Source organism: Thermomonospora cellulosilytica, from assembly GCF_014138835.1.
GTDB lineage: Bacteria > Actinomycetota > Actinomycetes > Streptosporangiales > Streptosporangiaceae > Thermomonospora > Thermomonospora amylolytica.
Map to the genome: position 1 here is coordinate 6,063,689 of NZ_JACJII010000001.1, position 18,187 is coordinate 6,081,875.

The 18,187-nt window shown below is 72.4% G+C and carries 17 protein-coding genes; 3 read left to right on the top strand and 14 right to left on the bottom strand.

Translation table 11 applies throughout. The features are described from left to right. Positions 1–45 precede the first annotated feature (45 nt). The 7 genes from HNR21_RS28595 to HNR21_RS28625 all read right to left on the bottom strand — a co-directional run bounded on the left by HNR21_RS28595 (position 46) and on the right by HNR21_RS28625 (position 7,995). Complete coding sequence (locus HNR21_RS28595) at positions 46–894, bottom strand: HAD family hydrolase (RefSeq protein WP_182707624.1); 849 nt, start codon at positions 892–894, stop codon at positions 46–48. Continuing rightward, on the bottom strand, positions 891–3,515 hold the full coding sequence (locus tag HNR21_RS35620; RefSeq protein WP_182707625.1) for a phosphoribosyltransferase: 2,625 nt from the start codon (positions 3,513–3,515) through the stop codon (positions 891–893). Before HNR21_RS35620 ends, HNR21_RS28595 begins: the two co-directional genes overlap by 4 nt. Before the next feature lie 73 nt (positions 3,516–3,588). Then, complete coding sequence (locus HNR21_RS28605; RefSeq protein WP_119729515.1) at positions 3,589–4,746, bottom strand: HpcH/HpaI aldolase/citrate lyase family protein; 1,158 nt, start codon at positions 4,744–4,746, stop codon at positions 3,589–3,591. Positions 4,747–4,929: 183 nt separating this feature from the next. Next, complete coding sequence (locus HNR21_RS28610) at positions 4,930–5,508, bottom strand: TerD family protein (protein WP_182707626.1); 579 nt, start codon at positions 5,506–5,508, stop codon at positions 4,930–4,932. A gap of 105 nt (positions 5,509–5,613) precedes the next feature. Further along, positions 5,614–6,735, bottom strand: coding sequence for a DUF475 domain-containing protein (locus HNR21_RS28615; protein ID WP_182707627.1), 1,122 nt, complete (start codon positions 6,733–6,735; stop codon positions 5,614–5,616). Positions 6,736–6,771: 36 nt separating this feature from the next. Then, a complete protein-coding gene (locus HNR21_RS28620) occupies positions 6,772–7,350 on the bottom strand; it encodes a TerD family protein (protein WP_119729512.1) in 579 nt (192 codons plus the stop codon). A 69-nt stretch (positions 7,351–7,419) separates the two neighbouring features. Further along, on the bottom strand, positions 7,420–7,995 hold the full coding sequence (locus HNR21_RS28625; RefSeq protein WP_119729511.1) for a TerD family protein: 576 nt from the start codon (positions 7,993–7,995) through the stop codon (positions 7,420–7,422). A 231-nt stretch (positions 7,996–8,226) separates the two neighbouring features. Between HNR21_RS28625 and HNR21_RS28630 the strand changes: the two genes are divergently transcribed. Further along, entirely contained in the window at positions 8,227–9,492 is a 1,266-nt protein-coding gene (locus tag HNR21_RS28630; RefSeq protein ID WP_182707628.1) for a coiled-coil domain-containing protein, read from the top strand. A gap of 121 nt (positions 9,493–9,613) precedes the next feature. Here the strand turns inward: HNR21_RS28630 and HNR21_RS28635 are convergent, their stop codons facing one another. The 4 genes from HNR21_RS28635 to dnaG form a co-directional block, all read right to left on the bottom strand. Then, positions 9,614–10,096, bottom strand: coding sequence for a YbjQ family protein (locus HNR21_RS28635; protein ID WP_119729509.1), 483 nt, complete (start codon positions 10,094–10,096; stop codon positions 9,614–9,616). A 27-nt stretch (positions 10,097–10,123) separates the two neighbouring features. Further along, a complete protein-coding gene (locus tag HNR21_RS28640) occupies positions 10,124–10,474 on the bottom strand; it encodes an avidin-fold protein (protein ID WP_182707629.1) in 351 nt (116 codons plus the stop codon). A 103-nt stretch (positions 10,475–10,577) separates the two neighbouring features. After that, positions 10,578–11,723 (bottom strand): RNA polymerase sigma factor RpoD, encoded by a 1,146-nt coding sequence (gene rpoD / locus HNR21_RS28645; protein ID WP_198679134.1) that lies wholly within the window; start codon positions 11,721–11,723, stop codon positions 10,578–10,580. 71 nt (positions 11,724–11,794) lie between these two features. Beyond that, on the bottom strand, positions 11,795–13,690 hold the full coding sequence (gene dnaG, locus HNR21_RS28650) for a DNA primase (RefSeq protein WP_119729506.1): 1,896 nt from the start codon (positions 13,688–13,690) through the stop codon (positions 11,795–11,797). 91 nt (positions 13,691–13,781) lie between these two features. Between dnaG and HNR21_RS28655 the strand changes: the two genes are divergently transcribed. Continuing rightward, positions 13,782–14,399, top strand: a complete 618-nt coding sequence (locus HNR21_RS28655) for a putative glycolipid-binding domain-containing protein (protein ID WP_312881373.1) — start codon at positions 13,782–13,784, stop codon at positions 14,397–14,399. Between the two features lie 92 nt (positions 14,400–14,491). On the opposite strand, the gene HNR21_RS36680 is transcribed toward HNR21_RS28655, so the two are convergent. Both HNR21_RS36680 and HNR21_RS28665 read right to left on the bottom strand, forming a co-directional pair. After that, positions 14,492–14,818 (bottom strand): MerR family DNA-binding protein, encoded by a 327-nt coding sequence (locus HNR21_RS36680; RefSeq protein ID WP_376766607.1) that lies wholly within the window; start codon positions 14,816–14,818, stop codon positions 14,492–14,494. Continuing rightward, positions 14,772–15,986, bottom strand: coding sequence for an RNA-guided endonuclease InsQ/TnpB family protein (locus tag HNR21_RS28665; protein WP_182707631.1), 1,215 nt, complete (start codon positions 15,984–15,986; stop codon positions 14,772–14,774). The genes HNR21_RS36680 and HNR21_RS28665 overlap by 47 nt, the downstream gene beginning before the upstream one ends. Positions 15,987–16,317: 331 nt before the next feature. Here HNR21_RS28665 and HNR21_RS28670 point away from each other — a divergent pair, with 331 nt between their 5' ends. Then, positions 16,318–17,160, top strand: coding sequence for an LLM class F420-dependent oxidoreductase (locus tag HNR21_RS28670; RefSeq protein ID WP_182707632.1), 843 nt, complete (start codon positions 16,318–16,320; stop codon positions 17,158–17,160). Here HNR21_RS28670 and HNR21_RS28675 read toward each other — a convergent pair whose 3' ends face one another. Further along, the gene (locus HNR21_RS28675; RefSeq protein ID WP_312881374.1) at positions 17,161–17,814 is read right to left on the bottom strand and encodes a DUF305 domain-containing protein; all 654 of its coding nucleotides are present in this window, start codon (positions 17,812–17,814) and stop codon (positions 17,161–17,163) included. Between the last annotated feature and the right edge of the window lie 373 nt (positions 17,815–18,187).

Sequence of the window (18,187 nt, forward strand, 5' to 3'; positions counted from 1 at the left end):
AGAGTGACCCGCCCGCCCCGTTCTGCCTAGGGTGATGGCGGATCGTCACCGTCCGGAAACGGCACGCCAGGTCCCGGCGGCGGGCACCGCGCCCGGGTCGAGGGCCAGCGCCAGCAGCCTTCCCGCGATCTCCTCCCCCGCCGCGACGCCCCGGGTCGCGGTGACGGCGGTGTTGGGAGCGGTCCAGCCGGCGACCGCCAGTTCCCCGTGCGCGGGCCGCAGCGCGGCGTCGGCGGCCTCCAGCAGGTCGACGTCCAGCAGCGAGTCCCCGGCGGCCAGCATCCGGTCGGCCCCGGCCCGGCGCGCCACCTCGGCCGCGGCGGCGGCCTTGGTCAGCCCGTCCGGGATGCAGTAGACCTTGCGGCCCTGCAGCGAGGTCCGCCAGCCGCGTTCTGCGCACCACCCCGTTAGGTCGGCCAGCCACCCGTCCGGGAGCGCCGCCCGGTCCACCACCGCGTAGCCGAACAGGTCGGACGCCACCCGCAGCTTGAGCACGAACTCCCCGCCCACACGGCCCAGATGCTCGTGGACCTCCGCCAGCTCGGCCGCCCCGGTGAGGCGGGAACGGACCCGCGCCGCCCATTCGGGGTCCTCCACCCCGTCGACCAGGATGTGCCCCCCGTTGGCGCAGATCGCGTACGGCGGGGGCTTCTCGAGCAGGCGCACCCGGCGGTACTGCTCGGGGGTCCGCGTCGTGGTCGGTACGAGCACCGCCGCGTCGGCGAGGCGTTCCAGCAGCCGGGCGGCGGTCTCGGTGACGTAGGACAGCGGCTTGGCCTGGTAGTGCTCCACGCACAGCAGCCGGGGCAGTGTCTCGTCCGGGCCCGCCAGGTCCAGCGCGGCCGCCGAGTAGATCAGCGTACGGTCCAGGTCGCTGCACACGACGGCCTTCACTGGGCGGCCCCCTGCCCGAACCTCGGGTGGATCAGCCCCGCACAGGCGTACGGGAACGCGTCCGGCTCCACCTCGACCACCGGGACGCCGCGTTCGGCCGCCAGCAGCCTGATGTGCGCCAGGTCGCCCGAGGCCAGGGCGTCGGAACGGGCCAGCACCTTCCAGGGAACGCGGCGCAGCAGCACCCGGGTCGTCTCCCCCACTCCCGGCTTGATCAGGTTGAGATCGTCGATGCCGTGCCGTTCGCCGATCCGGCGGACCGCCGCCCAGCCCGACCAGTCCGGCGTGCGGTCGGCGTCCCGCAGCGCCGGCCAGTCCCGCGCGACCCGCCCGGCGACCTCGCCGAAGCGGGCGCACACCGCGTCCAGGAACACCGCCGACACGTCCGAGGAGGCCAGCTCGGCATAGAACTTGGCGCCGTGGAAGTCGCCCGGCCCGATCAGCGCGTCGTTCAACACGGTACGGCTGACCAGCCCGGACACCGTCGAGTTGAGGCAGGCCGACGGGATCAGGAAGTCCTCGCGGGTCCCGTACAGGTGCGTGCAGCGCCCCGGGTCCGCCAGCACCGCCAGATCGCCGGGGAACCGCACCCCCGTGTCGCGGAAGTGCTCCTCCAGCGCCGCGGTCAGCTCCTTGGTGATCGCGCCCTTGCCGGTCCAGCCGTCCACGAACATCACCGACGCCGGGTCGTGGTGCTCGGTCAGGTAGCGCAGCGCCACCCGGTCGATGCCCCGGCCCCGCACGATGCTCATCGTGTAGTGCGGCAGGTCCAGTCCGTGGATCGCCCGCGCCCAGCGGCGGACCAGCACCCCCACCGGCGTGCCCGCCCGCGCCAGCGACACCAGCACCGCGCCCCGGCCCCGTTCGGCCAGGATCAGCTCGGTGATCAGGCCGACCGCGTACGCCAGCCGGGACGCCGAGACCTCCAGCGCCTGGTGGAACAGCCGCTGGTACTCGGGGCCGGGCTGGTACTCGACCGGCAGCGACTCGGCGTAGTGCGCCCGGCCCGCCTGGATCGCCGCCTCCCGTTCCTCGGTGGGCGCCTCCAGCTTCGCGTGCGACAGGTCCTTGAGCAGCCAGGCCACGTCCTCGGCGGGGTAGCTGCCGAAGTCCGGCCCGTACAGCGGCTTCGGCATCGCCGGGCCCGTTCCGTCCGCGGACCGGCCGGACGACCCCCGCTCCGCAGAGCTCCGCCGCGGTCGCCCGGCCTGCTCCTTCTGCGGGCCGAGCGCCGGCCCCCAGGCGGGCAGTGTCGCGAGCACCACCGGGGCGATGCCGCGCAGCCGTGTCAGCAGTCCCGACGCCAGCCCCGGCGTGTCCCCGGCCGCGTCCACGATCAGCACGATCGCGTCGAAGCCCCCGCCCGCCACGTTGTAGGCGTACCGCTCCCCCGGCCCGTCCGCCGGGTCGTCGTGGGCGGGGAACGCGATCCGCGTCCGGATGGCGTAGCCGGGATCGTCCACGGCCAGCACCGGGGACCGGGTGGTGGTCGAGTACCGCACGTCCGCTCCGGGGAGCTGGTCCGCCAGCGCCTCGGCCAGCCGCAGCGGCGCGTACATCAGCTCCTCGAACCCCAGCACCAGCACCCGCCGCGCCCCACCGGGCAGCGCGTCGGCGAGCCGGGCGGCCATCGCCGGCAGCTCCTTGTCCAGCCGTTCCCGGTGATCGGGCGTGAACCCGTGCCGGCCGCCCTCGGGCAGCCCCTCCGGCCACCCCGGATCCACCCGCACGACCGGGAAGTCCCCGGCCGCGTGCTCCGGCGCTGCGGTCATCCCGGCCACCAGCGCCTGTCCCCTGGCCAAGATGTCCGGCGGCAGCTCCACCCGGCCGGACGCCAGCGCCACCGCGTCGATCCGCGCCCCCAGCCCGTCGGCGAACGCCGCCATCCGCGCCCGGTCCCGAGGCCCCCGTACGTCCACCAGCGCCGCCACCACGTAGTGGTCGCGCGGGCGGACGGCGTGCAGCGCCCGGATCGTGTTGAGCACCGTGTTGCCCGTGGACAGCTCGTCGTCGACCAGCACCACCGGGCCGTCCCGTTCCACCAGCGTCCGGTCGGCGGGGAGCAGCAGATGACTGGTGGCGTGGCTGTGCTCCTCCTCGAACCCCCCGTACGGCGCGACCCCGTCCACCGGACGACGGGTCGAATGCAGGTAGACGGCGTCCCCCAGCGCGTCGGCCACCGCGTGCCCCAGCGCCGTCGCCGTCTCCGCGTACCCGATCACCAGCGCGGGCACCTCCGCCCCCGGCGCACCGGTCAACGCGTCCCGCAGCCGAGCCGCCGCATCCGTCCGGGCCGTGTCGTCACCGCCGGACGCCGCACCCGACGGTGTGGGGTGGGCGGGCGACAGGGCGTGGCGCAGGGCGTCGCCGACGGTGGTCTCCGTGGCGGCGGGCAGGCCCGCGATCCGGCGGCCCAGCAGCAGGCCCGCGCCGTACACCAGGCGCGGGTCGGTGGGCACGTGCTTGCCCAGAACGGTGGACACCAGCAGGTGGGCGCGGCGGGGATTGCGGCGGACCGCCAGGCCCACCAGATCCGCCAGCCCGACGCCGAACGGACGGTCGGCGTCGGCCAGCCGCACCCCCAGGCGTTCGGTCACCCAGGCCCCGGTCCAGCCGCTCACACCTGCTCCCCGCTCGCCTGCGGCGCGCCCGAAGGCGCCGGCCTTCCTCGTCGCGTGCTCACTCGTTCCTCGCTCACGCGGTGCCCGCCGCTTCGAGCAGTTCCACGAACGTGACGTCCTCGGCGGCCACCCCGAACACCTGGGCGCGCAGCATCAGCCGTTCGGCCCACGCGCGGTGCGGTTTGGCCTCGTTCATCTTGTTGGCGTAGCTGCTGGCCATCGCGCCCCCGCCGGTCACCCCGAGGATGTCGGCGGCGTCGCAGTACTCCTCGTGGGTCACCACCGACAGCGCGTGCACCGCCGGGACGTGGGACGGATGGATCACGGTCTTGCCGATCAGCCCGTTGGCCTTGTCCAGATGGACCTCGCGGATCAGCCCGTCGAGTTCGGCGCTGATGATGTGCTGGCGCAGCCCCGTGGCGTGGCGGCGTTCGAACGGGGCCTGCCGGAGCTGGGGCTTGAACAGCCGCTCCCCGGCCGAGAAGTACTCCCAGACCGGGCCGGTGACCACGAAGCCGCTGCCGTCGGCGCGGCCCAGCACGTTCACCACGTCGGCGATCACGCTGGCCACCGGGTGGATGTCGTAGATGGTCAGGTCGGGCGGGCGGCGCAGGCCGTAGGCGGCGCACATGTCGGTGGCCCCCAGCCGGACCGCCAGCACCAGGTCGGCGTGCTTGGCCAGCAGCCGCGCCACGTCGTGCAGCATCTCGGTGCGGGTCTCCCGGTACACCGCCTCCCGGCTCTCGATCACCGGCATGGCCAGCAGCGGGCGCGGCGCCTGCGCGGACGCCTCCCGCAGCGCGTCCAGGAACGCCTCCCCGGCGACGGCGGTGAACTTCGGCAGCACGAACCCGCTGACCAGCTCGATCGCGTCGCCCAGCCGCCGGGTCAGGTCGCCGATCTGCTCGGGCCTGCGCACCCGGATGAACAGCAGCGGGGCGGGGATCCCGGTGCGGTGCACCCGGTGCACCTGCGCGACCAGGTTGTCCTCGGCGACGGGCACCTCGTCGTCGGGGATGGCGTCCTCCAGGCACACCACCATGCTCATCACGCCGCGCCGGGCCGCCTTGGCGATGTCGTCGACCAGCGTGGGACGGGTGGCGGGACTGTAGAGGGTGGCGCCCAGCGCCACCGCCAGCACCTGCGGGTCGGCGTCCCGCCCGAACGACCTGGGGTGCCGATAGAACAGGCGCTTGCGCCGGGCCGCGGAGACGTGGTCGAAGTGTCGCATGGAAGCGATTCCTTTCCATGGTCGAACGGGCCACATCTCGACGGCACCGCGCGGCGCACCGCCGACGATATACGGACTTGTGACCTTTTGTGCCCTATGGCAGGTCCGAAGCCGGGTGTGCGGCTGCTCACCCATGCCGAGGGGCCGGCGGGAGTCGGCTCCCACCGGCCCCGTGACCGGCGATCACAGGTGGGCCGTCACCGCCGGCAGCAGGTGCTGGAAGGTGCGCCCGGTGGCGGTCGCCCCGATCGCGGTCATCGACCAGCCCCGTCCGTCCCGGCTGACCTTCGCCATGATCTGCGCGGTGTGCGGCCCCGACCCGGACAGGTCGTAGCGGGCCAGCTCCCGTCCGGTGGTCTCGTCCACCAGCCGGCAGAACGCGTTCGCGATCTGCGAGAAGTCCTGCCCGGTGAAGGAGTTGACGGTGAACACCAGCTGGGCGACGTTGACCGGCAGCGCGACCAGGTCCACGGTGATCGACTCGTCGTCGCCCTCGCCGGCGCCGGTCAGGTTGTCCCCGGTGTGCCGGACGGCGCCGTCCTTGCTGCGCAGCTGGCGGAACCAGACCGCGTCCACCAGGTTGCCGGAGACGTCGAACAGCAGGCACGAGGCGTCCAGGTCGATCGACTGCGGCCTGGCCCGGCGCAGCAGGCCCTTCCTGACGACCGCGTCCCAGCCCAGGCCCATCCTGACCCGGCTGAGCGCGCCGCCGCCCGGCTTGGCCAGCGGGACCTTCTGCCCCTTCTGCAGTGAGACGGACATGGTCGGATGCGTCCCTTCCGTCGGCGAACCCCCTGCCCGACGCATGTGTCCGCCGGGGCGGGCGCCCCGGCGGACACATGACACATGACGAAGGGGTCCGGCTAGCTAACCGCCCGACACACCCGTGGACTCCAGTTCGGACTTCTCGCCGGAGCCGGCGGCGTTCTCCTCGCCGTCCTCCCGCCGGTTGCGCAGCACCGAGGACAGGAACGCGGCGATGATCAACGCGGCCCCCAGACCGCCGGTGATCCACTCCGGCACGTGGGCGCCGATCCCGATCAGCATGCAGACCGCCAGCGCGCCGATCGCCCAGTGCGCCCCGTGCTCGAGGTAGACGTACTCGTGCAGGGTGCCCTTGCGGACCAGGAACACCGTCAGCGACCGGATGTACATGGCGCCGATGCCCAGGCCCAGCATGATGACGACCGGGTCGGTGCTGATCGCGAAGGCGCCGATGACGCCGTCGAAGGAGAACGAGGCGTCCAGCACCTCCAGGTACAGGAACAGGAAGAAGCCGGCCTTGCCGGTGGCCAGCACCAGCCCGTTGGGGCCGGTGCGGGTCGGCGTGGGGGCGTCGCCGTCCTCGTCGTCCTCGTCGATCCCGCCGCTCTCGGCGAACAGCTCGCCCAGCCCGTTGACCAGGATGTAGGTCACCATGCCGAGCACACCGGCGATCATGACCTGGCCGGGGTCGTCGGCGTAGTTGCCGGCCACGAACGCCAGCGCGGCGCCGGCCACCACCACCGACAGCTGGTCCAGCTTGCCGATCCGGGCCAGCGGGCGCTCCAGCCACGGCAGCCACTTGTCGGCGCGTTCCTCGAACACGAAGTCCAGGAACAGCATCAGAAGGAACATGCCGCCGAACGCCGCGATCATCGGATACGCCTCGTGCATCCGGTCGGCGTACGCGTCGTGGTCGTTGAACGCCAGGTCGATGGCCTCGATCGGGTTGAGCTGGGCGGTGATCCCCACGATCAGGAGCGGGAACACCAGCCGCATGCCGAACACCGCGATCGCGATGCCGATGGTCAGGAAGATCTTCTGCCAGAACGGGCTCATCCGGTCCAACACCTTGGCGTTCACCACGGCGTTGTCGAACGACAGCGAGATCTCCAGAACGGCGAGGACGGCCACCAGCGCGAACACCGCCGGGCCGCCGTACAGCAGCGCGGCGACCAGGCCAAGGGCGGTGATGGCGAACGACCACCCGAACGTGCGAAGAATCATGGATGCGTTTCTGCTAGGCGGGGGAACGTCAACGCGTCAGCCCACGTTGACGCCGAAGTCCATGGCGATCCCGGCCAGACCCGAGGCGTACCCCTGGCCGACCGCACGGAACTTCCACTCGTTGTTGTAGCGGTACAGCTCGCCGAAGACCATCGCGGTCTCCGTCGAAGCGTCCTCGGTCAGGTCGAACCGGGCCAGCTCGTTGCCGTCGGCCCGGTTGACGATGCGGATGAAGGCGTTGCGGACCTGGCCGAAGCTCTGCCCGCGCTTGTCGGCGTCGTAGATCGACACCGGGAAGACGATCCGGTCGCACTCGGCCGGGACCCGGGTCAGGTCCACGTTGATGACCTCGTCGTCGCCCTCGCCCTCACCGGTCAGGTTGTCGCCGGTGTGCTCGACCGAGCCGTCGGGGCTGCGCAGGTTGTTGAAGAACACGAAGTGCTGGTCCGACAGCACCTTGCCGTTGGCCCCCAGCAGCAGCGCCGAGGCGTCCAGGTCGAAGTCGGCTCCGGTGGTCGCGCGCACGTCCCAGCCCAGGCCGACGGCGACGGCGGTGAGGTTGGGCGCGGCCTTGGTCAGCGAGACGTTGCCGCCCTTGGCGAGGGAAACTCCCATCGTCGGGTGTGCTCCTACTCCGTTCGAGTTGCCGGCAGTGCCTTGAGATGTCCCCGATACCGCAGGTCGTCAGACGTTGACCCCGAAGTCCATCGCGATCCCGGCCAGCCCCGAGGCATAACCCTGGCCGACCGCCCGGAATTTCCATTCCGCGCCGTTGCGATACAGCTCACCGAACACCATGGCGGTCTCGGTGGAGGCGTCCTCGGACAGGTCGTAGCGGGCCAGCTCGTTGCCGTCGGCCTGGTTGACCACCCGGATGAAGGCGTTGCGGACCTGGCCGAAGTTCTGCCCGCGCTGGTCGGCCTCGTAGATCGAGACCGCGAACGCCACCCGCTGCGCCTCGGCGGGCATCCCCGCCAGGTTCACCCTGATCTGCTCGTCGTCGCCCTCGCCGGCGCCGGTCAGGTTGTCCCCCGAGTGCTCCACCGTCCCGTCGGGGGTGCGCAGGTTGTTGAAGAACACGAAGTGCTGGTCCGACAGCACCTTGCCGCCGGCGTCCAGCACGATCGCGGAGGCGTCCAGGTCGAAGTCGGTGCCCGTCGTGGTCCGCACGTCCCAGCCGAGTCCCACGATGACCGCGGTCAGCCCCGGCGCCTGCTTGGTGAGCGAGACGTTGCCACCCTTGCTCAGACTGACACCCACAGTGCCTCCATGATCGCTCTTCGTGTCCTCGTCGACCGACGTCACTGCGTAAGACGTCGGGGCGATGCTATCCGTTCCCATTCCGTCGGTCGGCCCCCAAACTGCGGGATCCGGTGGGCTCCGGCCGGTGAACACGACGCCCGGAGTAGGTCACACTGGGGGGACGTATCGGGGGCGCGGGCACGGCGGGGCGCTCGCGTCGAGTCAGCACGGCGGAACGGCGGAGTCGCATTGCGGGGAGCGGGTGACCAGCGCCGTCGCGGACGCCGCGGCGGGTCGGCCGAGGCGGCGTGGAACGCGGCGGTCGCCGCGCGGGAACAGGCCGCCACCGCGTTCTACGACATGGACCAGGCGCAGAAGTACGTCGGCGGGAGGGTCACCCTGTTCGCCGACCTGGATCCCGCCGCCGCGGCCTCCGCGCGGCGGGAGATGGCGGCGCTGAACGAGCGCGCCAACGCCACCGCCGCCGCCTACATCGCCGTGCTGGACGCTCACGACCTGGACGACCTGGACCGCTCGGCCGCCGAGTACGAGGCCGCCCGCCGCGCCCTGGAGTCGGCGGCCGGGGGCCTGGCCGGGGTCACCGCCGAGCTGAACGGCTTCGCCGCCCGCCTGGCCGACCGCATGGCCGGCCTGGAGGCCGCGCTGGAGCGGTTGCCGCCCCGGCTGGCCGCCGCCCGCGACGCCGTCGCCGCCGCCGAGGCCGCCGTCGAACGGGCCCGCGCGGCCGGCCTGGACGCCACCGACCCCGAGACGGAGCTGGCGCAGGCCCGCCGGACGCTGGACCGCCTGTCGGCCGCCGGGCTCGGCGGCCTGGGCCTGTCCGGCGCGCTGGAGGCCGCCGAGGAGGTCCGCCGCGTCGCCGACGCCGCCCGCGAGCGGGCCGAGGAGCTGCCCAGGGAGGCCGAGAAGGTCCGCAACTCGCTGACCGCCGTGCGCACCCGGGTCGAGGTCGTGGCCGGCCGCCTCGATCCGGTCCGCGCCGCGATGCGCGACCTGCTGCGCGGCTACGCGCTGGCCTGCTGGCAGGACCTCAAGAACGCCCCCGAGGCCGTCGAGGAGGGCCTCGCCCGCGCCCGGGAGCGGATCGCGGAGGCCGAGGCGCACGCCGGCCGCGGCGAATGGCGCCAGGCCCGGCGCGCCGTGACCGCCGCCCGCACCGAGCTCACCGCCGCCGACCGCCGCGCCCGCCAGGTCACCGACCGCCTGGCGGACCTGAACGCGACCGCCGCCGATCCCGGCGCCCCCGCCGAGGCCGCCCGCTTCGTCGTCCGCGACGCCCAGAGACTCGTCGTCGGCGCGTCCCGGGAGATCTCCCCCCGCCACGCCCGCACCCTGGACACCCTGGCCGAACGCCTGGAGGCCGCCCCGGACCGTCTCACCGGCCCGCACCCCGACTACTGGTCCTACCTCCAGGAACTGGAGTCCATCAAGACCGCCGCCAGGGACGTCGTGGACCAGGTCCGCTCCGAACTCGCCCGCCACCACGGCGGCTAGTGCGTGTCCTCAAAGCGGCCCTACGGCGGCACCACAGGTGAACCGCCGCGGAGCTCCAGCGGAGCGGCGGTTCACCTGATCCGCCCGCGGGGGGCGTGGGGGGTCGTCCCCCCACAAGCAACTAGCGCGGGTTCTCGCCGTGGAGGCCGATGGTGAGGTTGCGGGCCACCATGGGCGGGCGGCCCGGCTGGTCCACGTACGGGGGGACCGGGGGCTGGGGGGCGGCGGGCTTGGCGTAGCCGCCGGAGGGGTGCTGGGGCTGGGGGGCGGCGGGTTCGGCGACGACGGCGGTGCCGTAGGCGCACACCTCGTGGCCGCCGCGGCCGGAGCCGCTGCTGACGAAGGCGTTGTCGAACGTCATGCCCACCACGGCGGTGGCCCCCATCCGGCGGGCCTCCTCGGCGAGCCGCTGCACGGCCTCCCGGCGGGCCTGGGACAGGCCGAGGCCCGGCTGTTCACCGGTCACCCGGAAGGTTCCGCTGCTGGGAGAGGCCCCCGTCGGGGCCGCAGCGCCCTGATCGGTCTGGACGGCCACCCCGAACACCTCGCCGAGCACCCTGCGGATCTCGTACCCCGGCAGGCCATCAGTCGTGACGATCAGCATGACCCCACCGTAGACGACGAACGGGGGTTATGCCCCGGTAACGACCTCTTCCACCGCGCTGGTGCCGGTGCCGGAGCGCGACTCCCACTCCCAGCTCTCCTCCAGGCGCAGCCTGCCGTCGGGCAGCACCAGCACCCGGGAGGTGCAGTGCCCGTTGGCCGTCTCGCCGTGCACGTTCAGCTGGCTGTAGCGGAAGTCGAGGCGGTCGCCGTCGCGGACGCCCACCAGGAAGCCGCGGCGGATCGCACCGCCCTCGTACGACGCCCAGATCTCGCCGTCGCGCTCGTGGTAGGTGAACGTCGTCTCGGTGCCGACCTCGCCGCCGGTCACGTCGGCGACCGCGCGAAACCGCCGGCCGTCCAGGGAGGGTGCCGCCATGGGCGGCGATCCTACCGGGGCGCGGCGTCCGGACCCGGCCGCGGGAACAGGTCAGGCGACCGCGGCGTCCCGCGGTCGCCTGACCTGAATCTGCGGACGGCGCCTACTCCAGGTACTCGCGGAGCATCTGCGCGCGGGACGGGTGGCGGAGCTTGGCCAGGGTCTTGGACTCGATCTGGCGGATCCGCTCCCGGGTCACCCCGAACTCGCGGCCGACCTCCTCGAGGGTGCGGGGATGGCCGTCGGTCAGGCCGAAGCGCAGCTGGATGATGCGCTGCTCCCGTTCCGACAGCGTGCACAGGATGTCCTCGAGCTGGTCCTGCAGCAGGATGAACGCCGCGGCCTCCATCGGGACCACCGCGTCGGCGTCCTCGATGAAGTCGCCGAGGTCGGAGTCCTCCTCGCCGATCGGCGACTGCAGCGACACCGGCTCCTGGGCGATCCGCTGGATCTCGGTGACCCGTTCGGCGGTCAGCCCCATCTCCTTGCCGATCTCCTCCGGGGTCGGCTCCCGGCCCAGGTCCTGGTGCAGCTGCCGCTGCACCCGCACCAGCTTGTTGATGGTCTCCACCATGTGCACCGGGATGCGGATGGTGCGCGCCTGGTCGGCGATCGCCCGCGTGATCGCCTGCCGGATCCACCAGGTGGCGTAGGTGGAGAACTTGAAACCTTTGGTGTAGTCGAATTTCTCGACGGCGCGGATCAGTCCGAGATTCCCCTCCTGGATGAGGTCGAGGAACAGCATTCCCCGGCCCACGTAGCGTTTGGCGATCGAGACCACCAGGCGCAGGTTGGCCTCGATGAGACGTTGCTTCGCACGGACCCCGTCCCGCGCGAGCAGTTCGAGGTCGAGCCGCTCCACCGGGGAGAGCACGGCCGCCCGGGCCAGCTTCTCCTCGGCGAACAGGCCCGCCTCTATCGATTTGGCGAGTTCGACTTCATCTTCTGCCGTCAGCAGCGGTACGCGCCCGATCTCCCGCAGGTAGATCCGGACCAGGTCGCTCGTCGGCGCCCGCTTGCCGAGGTCGGTCTCGTCCGCTCGCGTGAGGTCCTCGGTCTCGCTGGGAGACTCCAGGACCTCCACCCCCTGCTCGGCGAGCATCCAGACGACCCTGTCAAGCGAGTCTGCCGGCAACTCCGAACGATCGATCGCGGCGGCGACGTCGTCGACGGTCACACCGCCGCGTTCTCTCCCACGCGCGACAAGGTCCGCCACCTGGTCAACCGATGGCGCTTCGCTTGGCAGCACCGAAGGGCCCACAGTGACAGTGTGCGTCAACCGAGGCCTAGATCACAGCACCCAATTTCACGGAAAATGTGCTATAGGGCCCCGAGAGCACGCTCCCGCATCACGCGTCTGCGCTGCTCAAGCGCCACCAGGTCACCGAACAGCCGGGCGTAGTCGTCGGGGCGCTCGACCGGATTCAGCCGTTCCAGTTTGACCTTGAGGGCGGCGATCTCGCTCGTGAGCTGGCGTTCCGCGATCCGGGCGAGCAACTCGGCCGCGTATCGGTCGTCCGTTTCACCGGTGAACCGCAGCGGTTCCACCGCCAGCCGGGTGACCAGCCCGGCGACCTGCTCGTTGGGCGCGGCCTCGCGCAGCCGCACCGCCCAGTCCGCCCCGGTGGCCGCGGCCACCCCGCCGGCCTGCGCGATCAGCTCCCGCACCGCGGCGTGCGGCGGGGCGGTGAACGCGGCGGGCGGCACCTCGTCGAACGCCGGGCCGACGGTCGCCGGACGCTGCACGGCGAACTTCAGCAGCTCCCACTCGCGCTGCACGTCCGGGTCGTTCGGGTCGTGGGCGGGCTGCTCACCGGCGGCCGCCCGGCCGCCGCCCGGCCGCTCGCCGGCGGGCCGCGCCGTGCGGCCGTCGGCGGCGGAGCGGGCCCGCGCCCCCTGCTCGCGGACCCGGCGCAGCACCAGCTCCTCGTCCATGATCCCCAGCCAGCGGTCCAGGCTGGCGGCGTACATCTTGCGCAGCCCGGCGTCCTTGATCTCCGCCACCACCGGGGCGGCGGCGTCCAGCGCGGCCAGCCGGCCCTCGTTGGTGCTGACGTCGTAGCGCTCGATGGTGGCGCGGATGACGAACTCGAACAGCTGGGTGCGGGAGGCGATCAGATCGCGCACCGCCGCGTCGCCGTGCTTGAGCCGCAGGTCGCACGGGTCCAGGCCGTCCGGCTGCACCGCCACGAAGGTCTGCGAGGCGAACCGCTGGTCCTGGGCGTAGGCGCGCAGCGCGGCGCGCTGCCCGGCGGCGTCCCCGTCGAAGGTGAAGATGATCTCGGCGCGGGCGTCCGGCTGGTCCATCAGCAGCCGGCGCAGCAGCTTGGCGTGCTCCTCGCCGAACGAGGTCCCGCAGGTCGCCACCGCGGTCGGCACCCCGGCCAGATGGCAGGCCATCACGTCGGTGTAGCCCTCGACGATCACCGCCTGGCGGCGCCGGGCCATCTCCTTCTTGGCCAGGTCCGCCCCGTACAGCACCGAGCCCTTCTTGAACAGCGGCGTCTCGGGGGTGTTGAGGTACTTCGGCCCGTCGTCGTTGTCGTAGAGCCGGCGCGCCCCGAACCCGATGACGTCCCCGGTCATGTCCCGGATCGGCCACATCAGCCGCCCCCGGAACCGGTCCACCGGCCCCCGGCGGCCCTCCCGCGCCAGCCCGGCCGTGATCAGCTCGGTGTCGCTGAACCCGCGCCCGCGCAGATGCCGGACCAGCGCCTCCCACTCGCGGGGGGCGTAGCCCACCCCGAAGTGCTCGGCGTGCGCGGCCTCGAAGCCCCGCTCGGCCAGGAAGCGCCGCCCGATCATCGCCTCGTCGGACGACAGCCGTTCGGCGTAGAACTCGGCGGCGAGCCGGTGCGCCTCCACCAGCCGGGCGCGCTGCCCGTCCTGGCGGCGGGGGCCGTAGCCGCCCTCCTCGTAGCGCAGCTCGACGCCGGCCTTGGCGGCGAGCCGCTGCACCGCCTCGGCGAACGTCAGGTGCTCCATCTTCTGCACGAAGGTGATGACGTCCCCGCCCTCACCGCAGCCGAAGCACCAGTACAGCCCCCGTGAGGGGGTCACGTTGAACGACGGCGACTTCTCGTCGTGGAAGGGGCACAGGCCCTTCAGGTCGCCCCCGCCCGCGTTGCGAAGCTGGAGGTACTCCCCCACCACGTCGGCGATCGGCGACCGCTCACGGACGAGCGCGATGTCCTCGTTGCGAATCCGGCCTGCCACGCCGCGAGTCTAGTCCCGCCCTCCGACATCTCGGGCCTTCTCACCACCGGCCTCATGGTGGCGCACCGGCCGGCGGGGCATGGTGGTCATCGTGACCAGATCCGTGGTGTGGGTGAAGCCGGAGGGCGCCGAGCTGGCCGAGGTGCGGCTCGGCCGGCTCGGCGCGGGGACGCTGACCGCCTCCGGATGGGCGATCGGCGGTGACCCGCTGCCGTACCGGCTGGAATACGAGCTGTCCACCGGCGACCGGTACGTGACGGCGCGGCTGCTGGTGCGGGCCGAGGGCGTCGATCCGGACGGCGGGCCGTGGCGGCGTTCGCTGGAGCTGGTCAACGGGCCGGGTGAGGTCTGGTCGGTCAGGGCCAAGGCGGAGGGGCACGCGGCGCTGCCACCGCCGGGCGGTGACGCCGCCGGGCTGACCGGGGCGCTGGACTGTGATCTGGGCCTGTCGCCGCTGACCAACACGATGCCGGTGCTGCGGTCGGGGCTGCTGGACGGCGGCGGGCCGGCCGAGTTCCTGATGGCGTGGGTGTCGGTGCCCGACCTGGCGGTGCGCCCGTCCCGGCAGACGTACGCCTTCGTCCGCCGGGACGGGGAGCACTCGGTGGTCAGGTTCTCGGAGCCGGGTTTCGTGAACGACATCGTCTTCGACCGCGACGGCCTGGTGGTGGACTACCCGGCGATCGCCCGCCGGGCCGGCGCCCCCTGAACCGGCCGTCCGCTGCCGGCCGGTCCGGGGGTGCTGATCACCGCGTTCGGGGACGGCTCGGCGGGCCTGCGCCGCCTTGAGCACGCGGAGCGTCAGGCCGACACCGGCTCCCCGGCGAAGTCGGCGGCGTCCCGGTAGAGGCCGATCTTGCGCTGGATCCGCTCACGCTGGCGGCGCAACAGGTCGATGCGCTCGCTCACCCGCCGGTCGTGCTCCTCCAGGAGGGCCCGCCGTTCGGCGACGGTGTGCTCGCCCTCCCGCACCAGTTCGGCGTACCGCAGCATCTCCGCGATCGGCATGCCGGTGTCGCGCAGGCACCGCAGCAGCCCGATCTTCTCGTATTGACGTGCTCCCCGGCCTTCAGGCCGGGATTCAGTCCGTGCCGTGGGTGCGGCACCTCTGGTGGCTTCCTGTTTCACCGGGTCCTGCCCTCCGCTGGGCGGTGGGTCTTACGGTCCCTCCGCAGGCGTTTAGCCTGTCCGCCCGCCCGGCGGCCAGGATGTTCTTGGCGGCGTTGACGTCCCGGTCATGGCCCGCGCCGCATGAGCAGGCCCACGTTCGGACGTGCAGCGGCATGGAGTCGGCCAGCGCCCCGCAGGCCGAGCATGTCCTCGATGAGGGCAACCAGCGGTCCACCTTGGCGAAAGTGCGCCCGTGCCGAGCGGCCTTGTAGGCCAGCATCGCGGTGAACTGCGCCCAGCCGGCGTCGTGCACGCTCTTGGCCAGCCGGGTCCGCGCCAGGCCCTTCACGCACAGGTCCTCCACGTACACCGCTTGGTTGTCGCGAATGATCTGTGTGGAGAGCTTGTGCGCCCAGTCCCGGCGCGCGTCGGCCACCCGGGCGTGCGCCCGGGCGACCCTCACCTGGGCCTTGGCCTGGTTGGCCGATCCCTTCGCCGTGCGGCACAGGGCCCGCTGGGCCTTGCGCAGCCGCCGCTCGGCCCGGCGCAGCCACCGCGGATTGGTGATCTTCCGTCCGTCCGACAGCACCGCGAAATGCGTCAACCCCAGATCGATGCCCACCTCACCGGCCGCCTTCGGCAACGGCTCAGTGTCGACCTCGACCACGAACGAGGCGAAGTACCGCCCGGCCGCGTCCTTGACCACCGTCACGCTGGACGGCTCCGACGGCAGGGACCGCGACCAGCGCACCGGCACATCCCCGATCTTCGGCAGCCGCAACCGCCCACCCGCCGTGACCGTGAACCGGGCGTTGCGGGTGAACCGGATCGACTGCCGGGAGTCCTTACGGGACCGGAACCGGGGCTCGGCGATCTTCGGCCCCGTGCGCCTGCCGGTGAGCGAGGCGAAGAAGTTGCGGTAGGCGGTGTTCAGGTCGGCCAGCGCCTGCTGCAGCACCACCGCCGACACCTCACCCAGCCACGCGCGCTGCGGGGTCTTCTTCGCCTCCGTGATGACCCGCCGGGACAACTCGCCGTCCGGGATGTACGGCAACCCCCGCTCATGGGCCTCGGCCCTCAAGCGCAGCCCGTCGTTGTACACCACCCGCGCACACCCGAACGCCCTGGCCAGCGCCGCACGCTGACCGGCGGTCGGGTAGAGACGGAAGTTGTACCGCAACTGCACACCGCGACCATAACGCCACCCTCCGACAGAACGCCCAAGAACTCATTCGCGTCCTGCGAGCGTTCCCACGCGTCGGCCTTCCCCAGGCCTTTATGTCGCAGCACCGGCCGACATCCGGTAGCGCAAGGTGTCGAGGCTGAAGCCGGAACGTTCGGAGACCTCTGCGGGGGTATAGAAGGCTGCCACGCCCCCAGCATGCACCGCACCGGCCCCGGCGCGCACCGCGCGGGGGCCTCCCCACGGGGGCGGCGGCGGATTTGACCTGGAGTGCGCTCCAGGTAGCAGGCTGGCGGGCGAGAACGTCACGGCACTTCGACGGTGAGGACATCGCATGCGCATCGGATTGCAGGTTCCCGCGTTCAACTTCCCCGGCGGCACGGAGCGGATCGCTCCCGAGTTCGCCCGGATCGCCCGCGAGGCCGACCAGGCCGGGCTGGCGAGCCTGTGGGTGATGGACCACTTCTTCCAGATCCCCAGCGTCGGGGAGGCCGAGGAGCCGATGCTGGAGGCGTACACCACGCTCGCCTACGCGGCGGCGGTCACCGAGCGGATCACCCTGGGCACCATGGTCACCGGGGTGAACTACCGGCACCCCGGAGTGCTGATCAAGACCGTGACCACGCTGGACGTGCTGTCGGGCGGGCGGGCCTGGCTGGGGATCGGCGCGGGCTGGTTCGAGGAGGAGGCGCGGGGGCTGGGCCTGCCGTTCCCTCCGCTGGGCGAGCGGTTCGAGTGGCTGGAGGAGACGCTGCGGCTCGCCGACCGGATGTGGAAGGGCGACGAAAGCCCCGTCCACGGCAGGCACTTCACCTTCGAGCGGCCGCTCAACTCGCCGCAGCCGCTGCGCCGTCCGCCGATCCTGGTCGGCGGCGGCGGTGAGAAGAAGACGCTGCGGTTCGTGGCCAGGTACGCCGACGCCTGCAACCTCTTCGCGGGCGCGCCCGACCTGGAGCGCAAGCTGGAGGTGCTGCGGGAGCACTGCGACCGGGAGGGCCGCCCGTACGAGGAGATCGAGAAGACCGTGCTGGCGACCCTGGACGCGGGCGCGTCGGTGGAGGAGACCCTGGACGAGATCGGCCGGCTCGGCGCGCTGGGCATCGACCAGGTGATCTTCTCCGCCCGCGAGGCGCACAGGGTCACCGACCTGGTCGCCGAGGTCAACCGGCGGCTGTGATCACTGGTTCAGCAGGTCGCGCATCCGGACGATCTCGGCGTTCTGGCCGGTGAGGATCTCCTTGGCCATCTCCTGGATCTGCACGTTGGTGCTCTTGGACAGCACCTCGCGGACCATGGTGACGGCGCCCTCGTGGTGCTTGATCATCAGGTTCAGGTAGAGCCGGTCGAACTCCTCGCCCCGGGCCGCCTGGAGCCGGGCCATCTCCTGGGGGGTGGCCATGCCGGGCATGCCGGCGTGCGACGGCGACGCCGCCGGGCCGCCGTGCCCGCCATGGCCGCCGCCCGCGCTCCGGCCGTGCTGCTTCAGCCAGGACTGCATGGCCGAGATCTCCGCGCCCTGGGAGACGTCGATCCGTTCGGCCAGCGCCTTGACCTTGGGGTCGGACGCCTGCTTCGGGGCCAGCACCGACATCTCCAGCGCCTGCTGGTGGTGCGGGATCATCATCTGCACGAACGCGATGTCGGCCGCGGTCGGCGGCTTGGGCGAGGTGGGCCCGACCGTCATCGTCTTGTTGGGCTCGCCGGGCCTGCCCGGTGCCAGCACCGTGGCCTTGGGCGCCGCCTGCTCCGGCTCGTCACCGCTGCAGCCGGTCGCCAGCCCCGCGGCCAGGACCGCCGCCGCGACGCAGCCCGCCCATCGCACTCCGCTCACCTTGCCACTCCTTCGCATGCCGACGCACGGGACGGTACCCACCGGGCGGACCGTCACGGAAGGCGTCCCCGATCTCGAGATGCTCACAGAACGGTCAGCCGTACGGCGGCGGGGGCGGGGGCGGCCCGTAGGGGCCGGGAGGCGGGGGCGCGGGCGCGGCCGACCGCCCCAGTCCCCGCACCTGTGAACGCCCCTTCCGGTCCCGTCACGGATGGCGATCATGGTGTCGCCGCCCGGCACCTCATCGAGGTCCGCGCCGGAAAATCGCCGGGTCGTGGCCTCTTCCGGCCGATCTCGAGATCCTCACAAGTCATCAAAGGTCTGGAATCTGCGTATACGTCGGGCGATACTCCGTGCGTCACTGGAATCGGGG